General features: G+C 32.3%; 18 protein-coding genes. All 18 read left to right on the top strand.

Features of this window, described 5'->3' with window-relative positions; genetic code table 11:
- Positions 1-140 precede the first annotated feature (140 nt).
- The gene (locus NMU03_RS05640) at positions 141-938 is read left to right on the top strand and encodes a PHP domain-containing protein (RefSeq protein WP_290141681.1); all 798 of its coding nucleotides are present in this window, start codon (positions 141-143) and stop codon (positions 936-938) included.
- Between the two features lie 178 nt (positions 939-1,116).
- Positions 1,117-2,202 (top strand): 3-phosphoserine/phosphohydroxythreonine transaminase, encoded by a 1,086-nt coding sequence (gene serC / locus NMU03_RS05635; RefSeq protein WP_290141680.1) that lies wholly within the window; start codon positions 1,117-1,119, stop codon positions 2,200-2,202.
- Positions 2,203-2,207: 5 nt separating this feature from the next.
- Positions 2,208-3,359, top strand: a complete 1,152-nt coding sequence (locus NMU03_RS05630; RefSeq protein WP_290141679.1) for a phosphoglycerate dehydrogenase — start codon at positions 2,208-2,210, stop codon at positions 3,357-3,359.
- Positions 3,360-3,460: 101 nt separating this feature from the next.
- Entirely contained in the window at positions 3,461-4,444 is a 984-nt protein-coding gene (locus NMU03_RS05625; RefSeq protein ID WP_290141678.1) for a hypothetical protein, read from the top strand.
- Between the two features lie 120 nt (positions 4,445-4,564).
- Positions 4,565-5,182, top strand: coding sequence for a TetR/AcrR family transcriptional regulator (locus tag NMU03_RS05620; protein WP_290141677.1), 618 nt, complete (start codon positions 4,565-4,567; stop codon positions 5,180-5,182).
- 125 nt (positions 5,183-5,307) lie between these two features.
- Positions 5,308-7,110, top strand: coding sequence for an ABC transporter ATP-binding protein (locus tag NMU03_RS05615; RefSeq protein WP_290141676.1), 1,803 nt, complete (start codon positions 5,308-5,310; stop codon positions 7,108-7,110).
- Entirely contained in the window at positions 7,111-8,859 is a 1,749-nt protein-coding gene (locus NMU03_RS05610; protein ID WP_290141675.1) for an ABC transporter ATP-binding protein, read from the top strand.
- 194 nt (positions 8,860-9,053) lie between these two features.
- The gene (locus NMU03_RS05605; protein ID WP_290141674.1) at positions 9,054-9,266 is read left to right on the top strand and encodes a FeoA family protein; all 213 of its coding nucleotides are present in this window, start codon (positions 9,054-9,056) and stop codon (positions 9,264-9,266) included.
- A gap of 35 nt (positions 9,267-9,301) precedes the next feature.
- Positions 9,302-9,520 carry a FeoA family protein gene (locus NMU03_RS05600; RefSeq protein ID WP_290141673.1) on the top strand — a complete coding sequence of 73 codons (219 nt, stop codon included), beginning with the start codon at positions 9,302-9,304 and terminating at the stop codon, positions 9,518-9,520.
- A gap of 14 nt (positions 9,521-9,534) precedes the next feature.
- Positions 9,535-11,718, top strand: coding sequence for a ferrous iron transport protein B (gene feoB / locus NMU03_RS05595; RefSeq protein WP_290141672.1), 2,184 nt, complete (start codon positions 9,535-9,537; stop codon positions 11,716-11,718).
- Between the two features lie 57 nt (positions 11,719-11,775).
- Entirely contained in the window at positions 11,776-11,970 is a 195-nt protein-coding gene (locus NMU03_RS05590) for a FeoB-associated Cys-rich membrane protein (protein WP_290141671.1), read from the top strand.
- Entirely contained in the window at positions 11,963-12,121 is a 159-nt protein-coding gene (locus NMU03_RS05585; RefSeq protein ID WP_290141670.1) for a hypothetical protein, read from the top strand. Before NMU03_RS05590 ends, NMU03_RS05585 begins: the two co-directional genes overlap by 8 nt.
- Positions 12,114-12,479, top strand: coding sequence for a heavy-metal-associated domain-containing protein (locus NMU03_RS05580; RefSeq protein WP_290141669.1), 366 nt, complete (start codon positions 12,114-12,116; stop codon positions 12,477-12,479). Before NMU03_RS05585 ends, NMU03_RS05580 begins: the two co-directional genes overlap by 8 nt.
- A 468-nt stretch (positions 12,480-12,947) precedes the next feature.
- Complete coding sequence (locus NMU03_RS17995; protein ID WP_435372930.1) at positions 12,948-13,373, top strand: DeoR/GlpR family DNA-binding transcription regulator; 426 nt, start codon at positions 12,948-12,950, stop codon at positions 13,371-13,373.
- Positions 13,374-13,384: 11 nt separating this feature from the next.
- Positions 13,385-13,636, top strand: coding sequence for a DeoR/GlpR family DNA-binding transcription regulator (locus tag NMU03_RS17990; protein ID WP_435372946.1), 252 nt, complete (start codon positions 13,385-13,387; stop codon positions 13,634-13,636).
- A gap of 242 nt (positions 13,637-13,878) precedes the next feature.
- Positions 13,879-14,211, top strand: a complete 333-nt coding sequence (locus NMU03_RS05570; RefSeq protein ID WP_290141668.1) for a hypothetical protein — start codon at positions 13,879-13,881, stop codon at positions 14,209-14,211.
- Between the two features lie 192 nt (positions 14,212-14,403).
- Positions 14,404-15,093: a LytR/AlgR family response regulator transcription factor gene (locus NMU03_RS05565; protein WP_290141667.1), complete on the top strand. Its 690-nt coding sequence runs from the start codon at positions 14,404-14,406 to the stop codon at positions 15,091-15,093.
- Positions 15,094-15,260: 167 nt separating this feature from the next.
- Positions 15,261-16,256, top strand: a complete 996-nt coding sequence (locus NMU03_RS05560; RefSeq protein ID WP_290141666.1) for a hypothetical protein — start codon at positions 15,261-15,263, stop codon at positions 16,254-16,256.
- The last annotated feature ends 55 nt before the right edge of the window (positions 16,257-16,311 follow it).

Here is a 16,311-nt window from a genome sequence, read left to right as displayed (position 1 = left end):
AGAGTGTATACTTTAAAATAAATAAGTCGAAGTTCAGTCGAGATTTTATTGAAAATTGGCTCGTTTGACAATTTTGTGTTGATGATTTCGCTTGACTTTGAATTATAGTTTAAATGATATAGATAAAGGGGTTGATTGAAATGAAATATATAGATGGACATATGCATTTAGAAAATGGACCATTAACTAAAGAATATGTATTACAATTTGTTGAAACAGCACATCAAAAAGGATTGGATGAAATACAAATTTTAGATCATACGCATCGTTTTATAGAATTTGAACCTATTTATGAAGGTTTAAAAGTTCATGATGTACAAAAGACATGGCTAGAAAACAAAAAAATGAAGTTTAAAGATCATATCAGTGATTTTGTGGATTTAATGAAAGACATACAAGCTATGGATTTACCAGTTAAAGTGAAATATGGATTAGAAGTTTGTTATGTTCCTCAATATGAAGATAATATAAGAGAAGTATTAAGTATGTATTCTTTTGATTTTATTGTGGGTGCTATTCATTCAATAGATGGTATTTTATATGATATGAGTTTTTCTAAAGAATTATTGTGGAATCAATATGATGTCAATCATATTTATCAAAGATATTATGATTTGGTGTTTCAATTAATTAAATCTGATTTATTTACCCAGTTAGCTCATCCAGATACGATTAAACTTTTTCAAATTTATCCTAATTATGATTTAAAGCCAACTTATCAAAAAATGGCAGAACTTTTAAAACAACATCATATGAAAGCAGAAAATAATGTTGGATGTTATTATCGTTATAATCATCCTGATTTGGGATTGTCTGATGAACTATTGCGTATTTTTAAAGACAATGACATTCCATTAATTTATGCTTCAGATGCACATAAACCTCAAGATGTAGGAAACTTTATACAAGAAGCAATGCAAAGAATGAACGAGTTTTAAATACTTGTTCTTTTTTTGTTTTATTGAAATATATTATAAAGGTGGAGGTGGAAATTGCTTTATTGTATACAATTTAATAAAAATAATGTTCCAAATTATGAAAAATTATAAAATTAATTGATAAATTTGTATAAATCATATATAATAACATCAATATTCTAAAAAGGAGGATGTCGATATGACGACAAAAAGAGTTTATAACTTTTCAGCAGGTCCATCAACATTACCTGTATCTGTATTAGAAAGTATTGCTTCTAAAATGTTGAATTATAACGATAGTGGTATGAGTGTTATGGAAATGAGTCATCGATCATCATCCTATCTTGAAATTTTTAATGAAACAAAAACCATGTTAAAGAAGGTTATGAATATACCTGATAACTATCAAATATTATTTATTCAAGGTGGGGCTACACAGCAGTTTTCTACTATTCCTTTAAATTTAATGAAAAATGGGAAAGCTGATTATATTGTGACAGGGGCTTTTTCTAAAAAATCAGCCCAAGAAGCAAAGAAATTTGGAGATGTGCATATTGTTTATGATGGAAGTGAACGCAACTTTAAACATATTCCAACACAAGATGAATTAGATTTAAGAGAAGATACATCATATGTGCATTTATGTTCAAACAATACGATTTATGGAACAGAATGGAAATATGTTCCTGATACACATGGCGTTCCAATTGTGGCAGATATGTCATCAAATATTTTATCTAAACCTATTCAGGTTAGTGATTATGGTATGATTTATGCGGGTGCACAAAAAAATATGGGAATTGCTGGATTAGGTGTTGTGATTGTCAGAGAAGATTTGATTCAAGATCATCAAGATAAAATTCCTGTTTTAATGGAATATGATACAATTGCGAAAAACGATTCTATGTACAATACACCACCAACATTCTCTATCTATGTATTAGGTGAAGTTTTAAAATGGATTGATGATTTGGGTGGCTTAGAAGTAATGCAAAAAATTAATGAAGAAAAAGCGAAACTTCTTTATGACTACCTAGATCAAAGCGATTTCTATCAGACACATAGTAATCCTGATAATCGCTCTATTATGAATGTGACATTTACTTGTCCAAATAAAGATTTAGATGCATTGTTTGTTAAAGAATCTGTCAAAGCAGGAATGACAAACTTAAAAGGTCATCGTTCAGTAGGTGGTATTCGTGCCTCTATTTATAATGCGATGGAAAAAGAAGGTGTGGAGGCATTAGTTGCCTTTATGAAAAAATTTGAAGAAGAAAATGGGTGAGATCAATGTATAAGATAAAATTAATGAATAAAATTTCTCCGGCAGGAACAGATTTGTTTCATGATCAATATCAAATAGGAGAAGACATTGAACAAGAAGATGGAATTTTAGTTCGTTCTGCCTCTTTGCATGATTATAATTTTCCAACAACATTAAAAGCGATAGCTAGAGCTGGTGCAGGGGTGAATAATATCCCTATTGATAAATGTAGTGAACAAGGAATTGTTGTTTTTAATACACCAGGAGCTAATGCCAATGCGGTTAAAGAGTTGGTTTTATGTGGACTATTTCTAGCTTCACGTCAGGTTGTAGAAGCTATTGAATGGGTGAAAACTTTAAAAGGACAAAATGATGTTGGAAAACTTGTCGAAAAAGGAAAAAGTCAATTTGTAGGACCAGAATTAGATGGTAAAAAATTAGGGATTATTGGTTTAGGAGCAATAGGTGTTCATGTTGCTAATGCGGCGATTAAATTGGGGATGGAAGTTTATGGATATGATCCATATATTTCTGTAGATGCTGCATGGGGAATGAGTAAATGGGTTAAAAATGCTCAAAATATGGATACAATTTTTAGTGAATGTGATTATATTACACTTCATGCGCCAAGTACACCTGAAACAAAAGGGATGATTAATCAAGAAAGTATTGCTAAAATGAAAGATGGTGTACGTATTTTAAACTTTGCCAGAGCAGATCTTGTCAATTCTCAAGATGTTTTGGCAGGGATTCAAAGTGGTAAAATCAAAAAATATATTACAGACTTTGCAACAGATGATATTATTGATCAAAAAGATGTTGTAGTTATGCCACATTTAGGAGCATCAACACCTGAATCTGAAGATAATTGTGCAAGTATGGCAGTAAAAGAAATGAAAGATTATTTAGAAAATGGAAATATTACAAATTCTGTCAACATGCCAGCAGTCAAAGAACCACGTACAACAAAATATCGTATTTGTTTAATCCATAAAAATGTACCAAATATGTTAGCACAATTTGCAACTTTACTTGCAAATAATCATATTAATATTGAAAACATGGTCAATAAAGCAAAAGGGGAATATGCTTATACCATGATTGATACACAAGATGTTGTAGATAAAGAAGAATTAAAGAAATTAGAAAATGTCATTCAAGTGAGAGTGATTGAATAAAGGCAAAAGTGAAAGCTTCTGCCTTTTTGTTTGATAAGGTCATTAATTTTTCGCTAAAAAAGAAATCTATGGTAAAATAAAGTCAAAGGGGATGGATATTTATGAAAAAATTAATGATTTTTATAGTGGCAATGCTTCTATGTGGATGTTCTTCACCTCAAGAAAACAAGACCAATGCCACAACAAAAAAACAACCAACAATAGAAACATTAGAAACCACAAAGACATATACAATAGATGATCAATTAGAATTTGAAATTGTCAAAACATCACTAACAGATGAGATTGCACCAACGAATAAAAATAAAACATATCAGTATTTAAAACCAATAGATGAAAATTATGTCTTTGTTGATTTGATTTTTAAAACAAAAAATTTAACAGATCAAGAATATGAACTTGATGATTTGTATCAGGGAACAATACAGTTGAATCAAGAAGAACATGATGTACAATTAGCTATTGAATCTTTATACTATACACAAATCAGTACAACGGATACCTTAAAATCACAAGAAGAAAGATATGTTCATCTTTATTGTGAAGTTATGAAAAGTGAAGAACAACAAGCACAATTAAATGTAAGGGTGATGAATCAAAAAGATTATCAATATATTTTTTCTTTAGAAGAATTTCAAGAAAATGCCCAAGTAAAATCAATTGGTGATGTGATTGAATGTCCAAGTGCTCAAGTGACATTACTAGATTATCAACAAAGTGCACGTATTGAACCATCAAAAAAAGGTTTCTTTTATAGTTATCATCCAACTGAAAATGAGAATGAAATCTTTGTAGTTTTGTCTTTAGAAATAAAAAATCAGTCATCTTCAGATATTGATCCATCAGATTATTTATATTGTGAATATCAAATAGGAGATGAAACAATTCGTTCACAAGTCATATTAGAAAGTGAAGATCATAAGTCTATCTCTCAAAGTGGAAGTATTCTTGCAGGGCAGGCACGTACTCTATATTTAGCTATGCCTATTTTAAAAACACAGGCAGATGAAAAAGGTGTTTTGACTTTATTTGTGGAAGGCAATACATTTGAAGTCGGTCAACACGGTTATCAAAACATAACTTGAGAAAATAAAATCTCAAGTTTTTTATGTTTAATCATTTATGTTATGTATTTTCTTGACAAGAAGGGAGATAAGGGTGTATTATAACAGTGTTATATATCGTTGTTATATGGAGGTGCGAAGATGCAGGAAACGTCAAGTTCAACATTGGAAAAGATTCAACAGGCAGCTCTTGATGAATTTTTGGATAAAGGGTTTAGAGGGTCTTCTTTACGCCAGATTGTTAAAAATGCTGGTGTAACGACAGGTGCTTTTTATGGATACTTTTCTAGTAAGGAAGCTTTATTTGCGTCAATTGTTGAACCACATGCGAAAGCTTTGATGTCAAGGTTTATGGATGCTCAGCTTTCTTTTGCAGGATTGCCTGAAAAAGAAAAAATAGAACATGTTGGAGTAGAATCTGGATCTTACCTTCGCTGGATGGTGGATTACATTTGCGAACATAAAGAACCGGTCAAATTGTTGATATGTGGTGCTGCCGGTACGGATTATGAAAACTTTGTCCACAATATGGTTGAAGTTGAAGTGGAAAGCACAATGCAATATGTAGAAACGTTTCGATCTTTAGGCTATGAAGGACTTGAGTTGAGTCGTTCACTTTGTCATATTATTGTCAGTGGTATGCTAGGTGGCATTTTTGAGATTGTGATTCATGATATGCCAAAAGAAGAAGCTGTGCGAGATGTCGAACAGTTACGAGAATTTTATACTGCTGGATGGTTAAAACTGTTTCTAATATAACGTAGAGAATCTGCTGAAAAATGATATATAATGGCTTTCTTGCTTTGTCATAAGTGGAAAGCCTAAAAATCTTCTTTTTTAAAGTTTTAAGTTAGCTTTGACTAACTTGATAAGGAGGGGTTGTTATGAAAGAAAAGAAGAAAAGTGATGTCGCTGTTTTGTTAGAATATGCAGGGAACCGAAAAGGTTTGACTTTCTTAGGATTAGCCTTGTCAGCTGTATCGATGCTTTTAAGTATGGTGCCTTACATTTGTATCTGGTTGGTAGCCCGTGATCTCATTGCAGTAGCACCGAATTGGACACAGGCACAAGGTATTTCCCAATATGGATGGATAGCCTTTGGTTTTGCGGTAGGTGGAATCATCTTATATTTTATGGGATTGATGTGTACGCATCTTGCTGCTTTTCGTACTGCTGCAAATATTCGTAAACAGGGTGTTGCCCATATGATGAAAGTGCCTCTTGGCTATTTTGATTCCAATGCCTCTGGGTTGATTCGTGGACGATTGGATGCAGCGTCGGCTGACACTGAACAGCTTATGGCTCATAACTTGGCTGATATTGTAGGTACAATCGTGCTTTTTGTATCAATGATAGTTATGATGTTTGTCTTTGACTGGCGCATGGGCTTGGCATGTTTGATGGCAGTGGTAATTTCGGTGATTGCGATGTTTTCAATGATGGGTGGCAAAAATGCACAAATTGTCGGGGAATATCAAGCGACTCAAGATCGCATGACAAAGGCGGGAACGGAATATGTTCGTGGTATTCCAGTCGTCAAAATCTTCCAGCAGACAGTATATTCTTTTAAGGCTTTTAAAGAGGCGATAGAAGTTTATAGCAATAAGGCTGAATATTATCAGGCGGATGTCTGTCAAGTCCCTCAAACTGTCAACTTGACTTTTACAGAAGGTGCTTTTATTTTTCTGGTACCAGTTGCCCTGTTTTTAGCACCTAGTGCTTTAGCAAACGGACAGTTTGCAGAGTTTGTCACTGATTTTGTTTTCTACGCTGTTTTTTCAGCTATCATTTCTACGGCTCTTGCGAAAATCATGTTTGCTTCTTCAGGAATGATGTTGGCGGGTACAGCATTGGATCGTATTCGTCAAGTCATAGAAGCACCAACTCTCAAGAAACCAGATCATCCACAAATGCCTCAAAATAATAAAGTGGAATTTAAGGATGTCAGTTTTACTTATAGTGGAGCCACAAAACCAGCACTTTCACATCTATCTTTTACAGCAGAATCAGGTCAGACAATAGCATTGGTCGGACCTTCTGGTGGAGGTAAAACAACAGCGGCGAGTCTGATTCCAAGATTTTGGGATGTCAGTTCAGGTGCCGTAGAAGTTGGTGGTGTGAATGTTACACAAATGGATCCCCATGTTCTTATGGATCAAGTGGCTTTTGTTTTTCAGAATAATCGTTTATTCAAAGCATCTATTTTAGAAAATGTACGTGCTGCACGTCCACAGGCATCAAGAGAACAAGTCATGGAAGCGTTAATGGCAGCTCAGTGCAAAGATATTATTGATAAACTACCCGATGGTATTGATACACAGATTGGAACTGAAGGAACTTATCTTTCTGGTGGGGAGCAACAGCGTATTGCACTAGCTAGAGCGATTTTGAAAGACGCACCTATTGTCGTACTGGATGAAGCGACAGCTTTTGCTGATCCAGAAAATGAAGCGCTCATTCAAAAAGCATTTGCTACACTTACAAAGGGACGAACTGTCATTATGATTGCCCATCGTCTTTCTACTGTTGTCGGTGCCAATAAAATTATTGTATTAGAAAAAGGAAAACTTGTTGAACAGGGTACGCATAAAGAATTGGTAAATGCAAATGGTCTGTATGCTAGAATGTGGCAAGATTACAATAAAGCTGTTCAATGGAAAATTACAAGTGATAAGGAGGCAAAGTAAATGTTTGGAGAAAAATTTAAACGCAAGTATGCTCTCACAGATCAAGGTATACAGAATATAAAAAAAGGAACATTTTGGACAGTTGTTGTTAACTTGGTCGTTATGATGGGGATGAGTATTCTCTACTTGATGATGTCTGATTTTATGGCGGTTCTTGTTGATGGAAGTTCATTATCTCATACCATGCTTATTATTACTTTACTTGTCGTATTTGTGTTCTTGTCTTTTATAACACATTTACAGCAATATAAAGCCACTTATGGACTTGTGTATAATGAAGTGAAAGCAACACGTTTGAGTCTTGCTGAACGACTTCGCAAGCTTCCACTTGGATATTTTGGTAAGCGTGATTTAGCTGATTTAACAGAAACGATTATGGGCGATGTCAATCGTATGGAACATGTCTGGTCCCATGTCTTAGGCTATCTCTATGGTGCTTATATTTCTACGGCAATTATCGCAGTTTTTTTATTTATATATGATTGGCGACTTGCTGCGGCTTGTCTATGGGGTGTTCCGGTAGCTTTTGCTTTATTGTTTGGATCAAGAAAATTGACTGTTCAAGCATCTAAAAGAACAAAAAGTTATGCCATTCGTGTTTCTGATGGTATTCAGGAAACATTAGAAAATATTAGAGAAATCCGTGCTACTAATCAAGAAGAACGATATTTAGAAGAATTATATCAGAAAATTGATGATCATGAACGCGTCATGATTCAGGGAGAACTTGGAACCGGACTTTTTGTCAATGCAGCGAGTGTTATCATGCGTCTTGGTGTCGCAACAACAATGCTTGTAGGAACTCACCTCATTTTATCTGGAAGTATTGACTTTATGCTTTTGTTCTTATTTTTGATGGTTATTACACGTATTTATGCTCCTTTCGATCAAAGTCTGGCTTTGATTGCGGAAATGTTTGTTTCACAAATATCAGCTAATCGCATGAATAAAATCTATGAAACATCTTTGGCAGGCGGTATAGAAAATTTTGAACCTCAAGGACATGATATTGTATTTGAACATGTCAGATTTGCTTATGATCAAAATGAAGTTTTACATGATATTAGCTTTACTGCCAAAGAGGGAGAAGTGACGGCGCTGGTTGGTCCATCAGGTTCAGGGAAGAGCACCTGTGCAAGATTGGCAGCCAGATTATGGGATATTTCTAAAGGTACAATTAAGGTAGGAGGTGTGGATATTTCCACAGTTGATCCAGAGATATTGTTAAGTGACTATTCAATGGTATTTCAAGATGTTGTTTTATTTGATGATACTGTTATGGAAAATATTCGTCTTGGTAAGCGAGGAGCAACAGATGAAGAAGTACTGGCAGCTGCCAAAGCGGCTAACTGTGATGAATTTGTAGATGTATTATCCCAAGGATATAATACATTTATTGGTGAAAATGGAGCGAAGCTTTCTGGTGGCGAAAGACAACGTATATCCATTGCCAGAGCTTTGTTGAAAGATGCTTCAATCATTTTATTGGATGAAGCTACTGCGAGTCTTGATGTGGAAAATGAAACAAGAGTTCAAGAGGCTTTATCAAGACTCTTGGAAAATAAAACGGTATTAGTTATTGCACATCGCATGCGTACAGTTCAATCAGCTGATAAGATTGTTGTACTGGAAAATGGACGAGTCAAGGAACAGGGGACACCGGCACAGTTATATGCTGAAAAAGGACTATATCATCATATGGTTGAATTACAAAATGAAAGTTCTCATTGGCAGCTTGACAATGAATAGGTAAAAGGTTTGACAATAGAAAATAATTTATCGTTATTCTTTCATTATACTTATAAAAAAGAAAAATAGCTACTTTTTTGCTTTGCAATATTGACAAATATAGGAAATGGGAGTATTCTAATGATGTGGTTAGTATCAACTAACTTATATTTTTAATTAAGAGTTAGCTTTTGCTAATTTAGGAAGGGATGAGTATGATGCCATTAACATTAGTAGGTATTGGAGAAGTGAATACAATTCGCAGGATTGGTGGTAGTGAAGAAACAAGACGTTTTTTAAAGAATCTTGGTTTTGTAGCTGGCAGTGAAATTACAGTTTTATCAACTATTAGTGGAAATGTGATTGTTAATATTAAAGATTCACGTGTTGCGATTAATAAAGAGATGGCACGTCATATTATGGTATAGCTGATATATGCATAGATTGAAAGGAGAGATAACAAATGAATTTAAGTGAAGCAAAAGTAGGAAGCACAGTCACTGTCACAAAGATTGATGGGGATAGTGCTTATAAACGACGCATCATGGATATGGGAATCACAAAAGGAACAGATTTATATATTAGAAAAGTAGCTCCTTTAGGTGATCCGGTTGAAATTACAGTCAGAGGTTATGAATTGTCTGTAAGAAAAATGGATGCGCAATGTGTACAAGTAAAATAGGGAGGTATGAAGATATGAATATAAAAATTGCTCTTGCAGGAAATCCTAACTGTGGGAAAACAACAATGTTCAATGCTTTAACAGGGGCAAATCAATATGTTGGAAACTGGCCTGGAGTAACCGTAGAGAAAAAAGAAGGGAAGTTAAAAGGAAAACGTAAAGATGAAAATATTATCATTACAGATTTACCTGGTATTTATTCTCTTTCACCTTATACTTTAGAAGAAGTTGTCAGTCGTGATTATATTTTAAATGAAAACCCTGATGTGATTATTGATTTGGTTGATGCAACTAATATTGAAAGAAACCTTTATTTAACAACACAATTGATTGAAACAGGTGTACCAGTTGTGATTGCGTTAAATATGGCAGATTTATTGAAAAAGAGAAATATTAAAATTGATGTTAAACGTCTATCTATGTTGTTGAATTGTCCAATTATTGAAACTTCAGCATTAAAACAAACTGGATTAGATGCTTTAATTGAGGAAGCCGTGAAAGTGGCTCGTCAAAAAGATGTATCTTTACCAAAAGATATATTCTCAACTGATTTAGAAAAAGCGATTACTGAAGTAGAAAATCAATTACCTGCATCTATAAGTGCAGATAAAAAAAGATGGTATGCGATTAAACTATTAGAAAATGATAGTCAAGTCGTTGAAAAATTACAATCAAAGATTTCTGATCAAAATGTTATTGATGAAAAGCGTCAAGCATTAGAAAAGAAACATGATGATGATATGGAAAGTATTGTGACAGATGAGCGTTATCAATTTATTCAAAAGATTATTTCCACTACTGTGAAAAAAGGTGGAGAAAAATTAACTATATCTGATAAAATTGATAAGATTGTTACAAATCGTATTTTAGGTATTCCTATTTTTATAGCTGTGATGTTTTTAGTTTATTATGTATCAGTCACAACAGTTGGAACTTGGGTGACTGATTGGACAAATGATGTCTTTGTAGTTGCGATTCAAGATGCCGTTACCGCGTTTTTAGGGAATATCGGTGCTGGTGATATTGTCACTGGTTTGGTTGTCGATGGCATTATTGGTGGATTAGGAGCAGTGCTTGGCTTTGCACCACAGATGGCTATTTTGTTCTTGTTCTTATCTATCTTAGAAGATTGTGGATATATGGTGCGTATTGCTTTTGTGATGGACAGAGTCTTTAGACATTTTGGTTTGTCTGGAAAAAGCTTTATTCCGTTATTAATTTCTTCAGGATGTGGTATTCCTGGAATCATGGCATCTAAAACAATTGAACAAGATAATGATCGTCGTTTAACAATTATGACAGCAACTTTCATTCCTTGTGGTGCCAAACTTCCAGTTATTTCACTAATGGGTGGTGTTATTGCTGGTGAAGTTGCAGGTTATGCAGAAAGTGCATTGATTGCACCTATGATGTATTTCTTAGGAATTGTTGCAGTCCTTGTTGCGGCAATTATCTTAAAGAAAACAAAACCTTTCTCAGGAAAACCTGCTCCATTTGTCATGGAATTACCTCAATATCATATTCCATCAGTGAAAACTGTTTTATTACATGTGTGGGAAAGATTAAAAGGATTCTTGATTAAAGCAGGTACAATCTTATTCTTGGCATGTGTTGTGATTTGGTTCTTAGAAGGTTATGGCTTTGCAGATGGTACATTTGGTATGGTTGAAGATAGTGGTGATAGTTTATTAGCACTTATTGCTGGATTGATTGCGCCAATCTTTGCTCCATTAGGTTTTGGAAATTGGCAGGCAGTAGCTGCTTCGCTTTCAGGATTCAGTGCTAAAGAAGCCATTGTTTCTACAATGGGAGTTCTTGCGAATGTGGCAGGTGACGTAGAAGATGCTATGAACGTTGCGCAAGGTGTTCATGCATGGTTCCCAACAACATTATCAGCTTTATCATTCTTGATTTTCAATATGTTAGATTCTCCATGTCTTGCAGCTATCGCAACAATGGCACAACAAATGCAGTCTAGAAAATGGTTCTGGTTTGCAATTATTTTCCAAAATGTCTTTGCTTATGTTGTATGCTTATGCATTTATCAAATTGGAACATTTGTTGTAACAGGTGTATTTGGTATTTGGACAGCTATTGCATTTGTCTTAGCAGCTGTGCTATTATTCTTATTGTTTAGACCTGATCCTTATAAAAATCAGAAAGTTTATGCAAGACGTTCTGTTCAGGTGAATTCATAGTATAAAAACTGGATACTAAAAGTGTCCAGTTTTACCGTATGGAAGGAGTTGAATGATATGATGGATATAATTGTTTTGGCATTGATTGCCAGTTATTGTTTATGGATTATGATTCAACATTATCGTAAAAAGAAAAATGCATCAAAAAATGGCTGTAACGGTATTTGCGCAGGATGTAGTGGATGCGGTGATATAAGTCGTTTAAAAGAAATGTATGATGCAGATAAAAGAGAGGAACATCTCAATGGGTAATTCAACAGGATCAATGTTTTATATGTTTATCATTATTATTGTTGTGTATATCATAGGCATGTTGGCTTATTTAGGTTTTCAACAGTTCAAGAAGAAATTGAATATGCGCAAAGATCAAAAATTCCAAGAAAGAAGGGATCAACATGATTGATGCGATTATCATTATTATAGTTGTAGTTTTATTGGCTTTGGCATTGAAAGGAAGCTTAAAACATTTTAAAGGTGAGAGTCCTTGTTGTGGAGGAAGTCATGAAAGTTATGACATTGAAGAAAAGAAACTTCAATCTCCAATCATTGGTAAGAAAACTTTAGAAATTGAAGGGATGCATTGTCAAAATTGTGTTCATCATGTGATGAAGGCGATTAATTCTATTGAAGGTGCAAGTGCTAAAGTTGATTTAGATACACACTTAGCTGTTGTATCATATGATCGAGAACTCAATGAACAAGAGTTATATTATGTGGTAGAAGAAGCTGGTTATCATATTCAATCTATAATGGATAAATAAAGCAGGTTGTCATAAGATAATCTGCTTTTAAAAAGTTAAAAAAATGAGAAAAAGTATTGACAAATCAACATAATATAGTATACTAGTTATAGAGTTAGTTAAAGCTAACTATTAATTATCAACTAAAGTTAGCATAAACTAACCTATATATCTAAGCGTGTAAGATATATAATAAAAACAAGGACTTGAATATATGCATAGTCGCCCTCATACTCCTATTCATCGTCATTTTAGATTATATAAGCCAGATTAAATCTAGACATACTTGTGACTATCATTGTTTCATCCTTTAACAACACATTTTGTGTATGATGAAAAGTAATCTTCGGATTGCTTTTTTCTTTAAGATATAAAGTTGCGTTTGAAACTTGTTTGTGATAATCTAGGTATAAAGGTGATGGATATGAAAAAAATGGAAGTTAGACAGACACAGATATTAGAATTGTTGACGGAAAGAAAAAAGTAGAAGTGAATGAATTTTCTGAACTTTTAAAAGTTTCACAAGTAACAATTCGTAAAGATTTAGATTTGTTGGAGAAAAAAGGTTTAATTATTAGAGAACATGGTTTTGCGACTCTTAATGGTCAGGATGATATGAATAATCGTTTGGCTTATCATTATGATGTCAAACAGAAACTTGCGAAAGCTGCTTGTCAGTTAATAGAAGATGGGGAAACGATTATGATTGAATCAGGTTCTTGTTGTGCATTATTGGCACAAGAAATCGCTATGACAAAAAAAGATGTCACAATTATTACCAATTCAGCCTTTATCTCTGAGTTTATTCGTCAATATTCACAGGTACGTATTATTTTACTTGGTGGTGAATATCAAAAAGAAGCACAGGTTTGTGTTGGACCGATGACACGCAAATGTGTTGAAGCCTTTTTGTAGATAAGTTTTTTATTGGGGCAGATGGTTTTTCTAAGGCATCAGGATTTACTGGTAATGATTATATGCGTAGTGAAACGGTAAGAGATATGGCAAAACAGGCTTATCATGTTATTGTGATCACGGAATCATCAAAGTTTCAGCAAGTTGGCTTAGTTAATCTTTTGCCTACGCATGAAGTGTCTTATGTTGTTACGGATCAACAGATTCCTTTTGATAGTGAGGAATATTTACAAAGTCAAAATGTTATCGTGAAAAAGGTATAATATTTAACGGGTAGTTATGAAAACTCAAATAGAAATATATAGAGTTGTCATGACTATCTTTCTTTATACATAATAATATTTGATAAGAATATGATATAACTGAATTTGACTTATAAATTGTGGTATAATCAAATATGAAAATGAAAGAAAGGAGCAGGTTGTATGAATTTAAATGATTTACAAGTTTTTGCTTATAGTATGATAGAAAATAACAGAGTTGAATGTGAGTTAGACGAGCAAAAATGGCTTTACAGGAAAATGGTAATGATGCTCCAGTATTTTTACCTGATAATGAAACCGATGATTATACACAAGTTATTATGTATATTAATAAAGAATATAAAGAATACGAAGATCAAGATAATAAACCAATACAAGAAGTTATTAAACTACCTAAAAATCAACAAATTGTTTATAATACAATTTTAAATAATCCTGGATTAAGAATACCTGCATTAAGTCAGTTATGTGGATTAAAAGAAACAAGTATTGATAATGCTATAAGAAAACTAAAGAAACAGAGTTTGGTTGAATATATAGGCAATAAAAAAGGTGGTGGATATTTTGTATTGTAAAAAGTACGGATTAAAATAGTGACTAAAATAAATGATTTTCATCAATAACACTATTTTAATGTTGTTGATGAAATAATTCAGTAGTTGATGAAATAAATCTCTATTTGTGTATTTATAAATTACAATAAATAAGGTGTTATTGAAAAAGATTATTCAAAACAGAAAATTTATAAAATGAAGGATGAAATAAAAATGGATATTTGTATTGTTGATGATGATTTTGAGTTTTGTCAAAAATTAAAAAAAGATTTAATTATCTATTTAAGTGAAAAAACTGATTATTTAAATTTTGAAATACAATCCTCTCATTTCAATGAAATGAATTTTCAAAAAAAGTATCACCTTATTTTCATAGATATTGATTTGCTGCAAGATAATGGAATAGATATTGCTCAAAAAATGCTACAAAACAATCCAACATCCTATCTTGTATTTATTTCTTCACATTCTTCGCTTGTTTTTGATACATTGATCACGCAACCTTTTTTCTTTATTAGAAAGAGTATTTATAAAAAAGATTTTCAATCTTTTATAAATTTATTGATGGAGAAATTAAAAAATCATCAGCTTTTACATTTGAATTATAAATATACACAAGCTGTTGTTCCAATATCATCAATCATATATATAGAAATAGAAGTTCATAAATTATCTATTCATACATACAATGGTATTTATTATGATAATCGATCTTTAAAAGCAATACAGAAAATATTGAATCATGAATTTGTACAAGTACATAAATCTTTTCTTGTCCATTTAAGTGAAGTCAAAGCAATAAAAAGTCAGGAAGTTATTATGAAAAATGAAAAAGTTCTTTCTATTGGAAGAAGTTATAAAGAACAATTTAAAGAAAGATATAAGACATTTTTACGATTATGATATTTTCACTAACTATATCTTTGATTGAAAGTATTCTTTTTTCATGTTTTATTGCTTATTATTTTCACTATTCTTCAAAAAAGACATATATATTTTACTCTGTTTTTGCTCAAATGGTTCTTCATTATATCCATATTTATTTTCATGATTATGGTATGTGGTTTACATTGGGGACTATTTTAGTCATGTTGTTATCAGTTTTCATGAAAACGAAGAAAATGACATTTTTAGATTTTTATATAGTTGTGGTGTATGAATCATTTGTGATAGTATTAGGTATTTTCTCAGTGATTATCACAAATATATTTATGCACTTTGATATTCATATATCTTATTATCTTATTGATGTTGTTCAAAGAGTTATACAGGCTCTATTTACCTTTGGCTACTTAAAAAGATGCCATTATTCAGAACAATCAACTCCAATAAAGAATTGGAAAAGTATAGTTTCCATTCAAATGTTATTATTATTGAGTGTAGGAATAGAATGGATGAATTTACAGACATCACTTTTTTCAAAGTTTATGGTCTTGATAGATTTTATTCTAGTTATTAGTATTTTGACTATTTTTGTTCATACTGTTTATTATTACAACTACGTTAATCAAAAACTTTTAGAAGAAAAGAAAAAAGAACAATTAGCGTTATTTCAGCAACAAAAATTAAGTACATTTCGTTATTTAAAAGATGAAATTGAAAGAACGGAACATAGATTGTTATATCATTTGAATATTATTGAAAATGCTATTGTCAATCATGATGACACAAAAGCACTTAAAATATTAAAACAATATAAGGAACGAATTTTAAAAATGACAATAAGAATACATACACAAAATCCAATATTTGATAATGTCATGAGTTCTAAATTGAGTGATATGCAAAAATCAGGTATTGACATCAAATTGATGATTACAATAGAACAACATGTTTTTTATGATGATTTATCATTTTTAAATACTTTAACAACAATCTTAGATAGTTTTTATCACTATCAATCACTAAGTATTAGTATTGTTCAAATCAATCAGTTTGTTAAAGTTACAATTGATGATTTAGAACAACCTTTATCTCAAAAACATATTAAGCAATTTCAACACTTAGATTATTCTTTAACAGGAAATGGAATCTGTTTTCTTTTTGATATGGGAGAAGATATATAAAAATAAAGCACAAAACTTATTTGGGTTAAGTGCTTTTTTGTATGCCGGGCATGGC

Source organism: Allocoprobacillus halotolerans, assembly GCF_024399475.1.
Classification (GTDB): Bacteria; Bacillota_I; Bacilli_A; order Erysipelotrichales; family Coprobacillaceae; genus Allocoprobacillus; species Allocoprobacillus halotolerans.
Note: the sequence above shows the minus strand (reverse complement) of the source record. Positions and strands in the feature narration are given on the sequence as shown.

Bases quoted from the DNA above. Each gene is read 5' to 3' on its own strand.
- NMU03_RS05640 (WP_290141681.1), top strand. From the start codon at position 141: ATGAAATATATAGATGGACATATGCATTTAGAAAATGGACCATTAACT.
- serC (WP_290141680.1), top strand. From the start codon at position 1,117: ATGACGACAAAAAGAGTTTATAACTTTTCAGCAGGTCCATCAACATTA.
- NMU03_RS05630 (WP_290141679.1), top strand. From the start codon at position 2,208: ATGTATAAGATAAAATTAATGAATAAAATTTCTCCGGCAGGAACAGAT.
- NMU03_RS05625 (WP_290141678.1), top strand. From the start codon at position 3,461: ATGAAAAAATTAATGATTTTTATAGTGGCAATGCTTCTATGTGGATGT.
- NMU03_RS05620 (WP_290141677.1), top strand. From the start codon at position 4,565: ATGCAGGAAACGTCAAGTTCAACATTGGAAAAGATTCAACAGGCAGCT.
- NMU03_RS05615 (WP_290141676.1), top strand. From the start codon at position 5,308: ATGAAAGAAAAGAAGAAAAGTGATGTCGCTGTTTTGTTAGAATATGCA.
- NMU03_RS05610 (WP_290141675.1), top strand. From the start codon at position 7,111: ATGTTTGGAGAAAAATTTAAACGCAAGTATGCTCTCACAGATCAAGGT.
- NMU03_RS05605 (WP_290141674.1), top strand. From the start codon at position 9,054: ATGATGCCATTAACATTAGTAGGTATTGGAGAAGTGAATACAATTCGC.
- NMU03_RS05600 (WP_290141673.1), top strand. From the start codon at position 9,302: ATGAATTTAAGTGAAGCAAAAGTAGGAAGCACAGTCACTGTCACAAAG.
- feoB (WP_290141672.1), top strand. From the start codon at position 9,535: ATGAATATAAAAATTGCTCTTGCAGGAAATCCTAACTGTGGGAAAACA.
- NMU03_RS05590 (WP_290141671.1), top strand. From the start codon at position 11,776: ATGATGGATATAATTGTTTTGGCATTGATTGCCAGTTATTGTTTATGG.
- NMU03_RS05585 (WP_290141670.1), top strand. From the start codon at position 11,963: ATGGGTAATTCAACAGGATCAATGTTTTATATGTTTATCATTATTATT.
- NMU03_RS05580 (WP_290141669.1), top strand. From the start codon at position 12,114: ATGATTGATGCGATTATCATTATTATAGTTGTAGTTTTATTGGCTTTG.
- NMU03_RS05570 (WP_290141668.1), top strand. From the start codon at position 13,879: ATGGCTTTACAGGAAAATGGTAATGATGCTCCAGTATTTTTACCTGAT.
- NMU03_RS05565 (WP_290141667.1), top strand. From the start codon at position 14,404: ATGGATATTTGTATTGTTGATGATGATTTTGAGTTTTGTCAAAAATTA.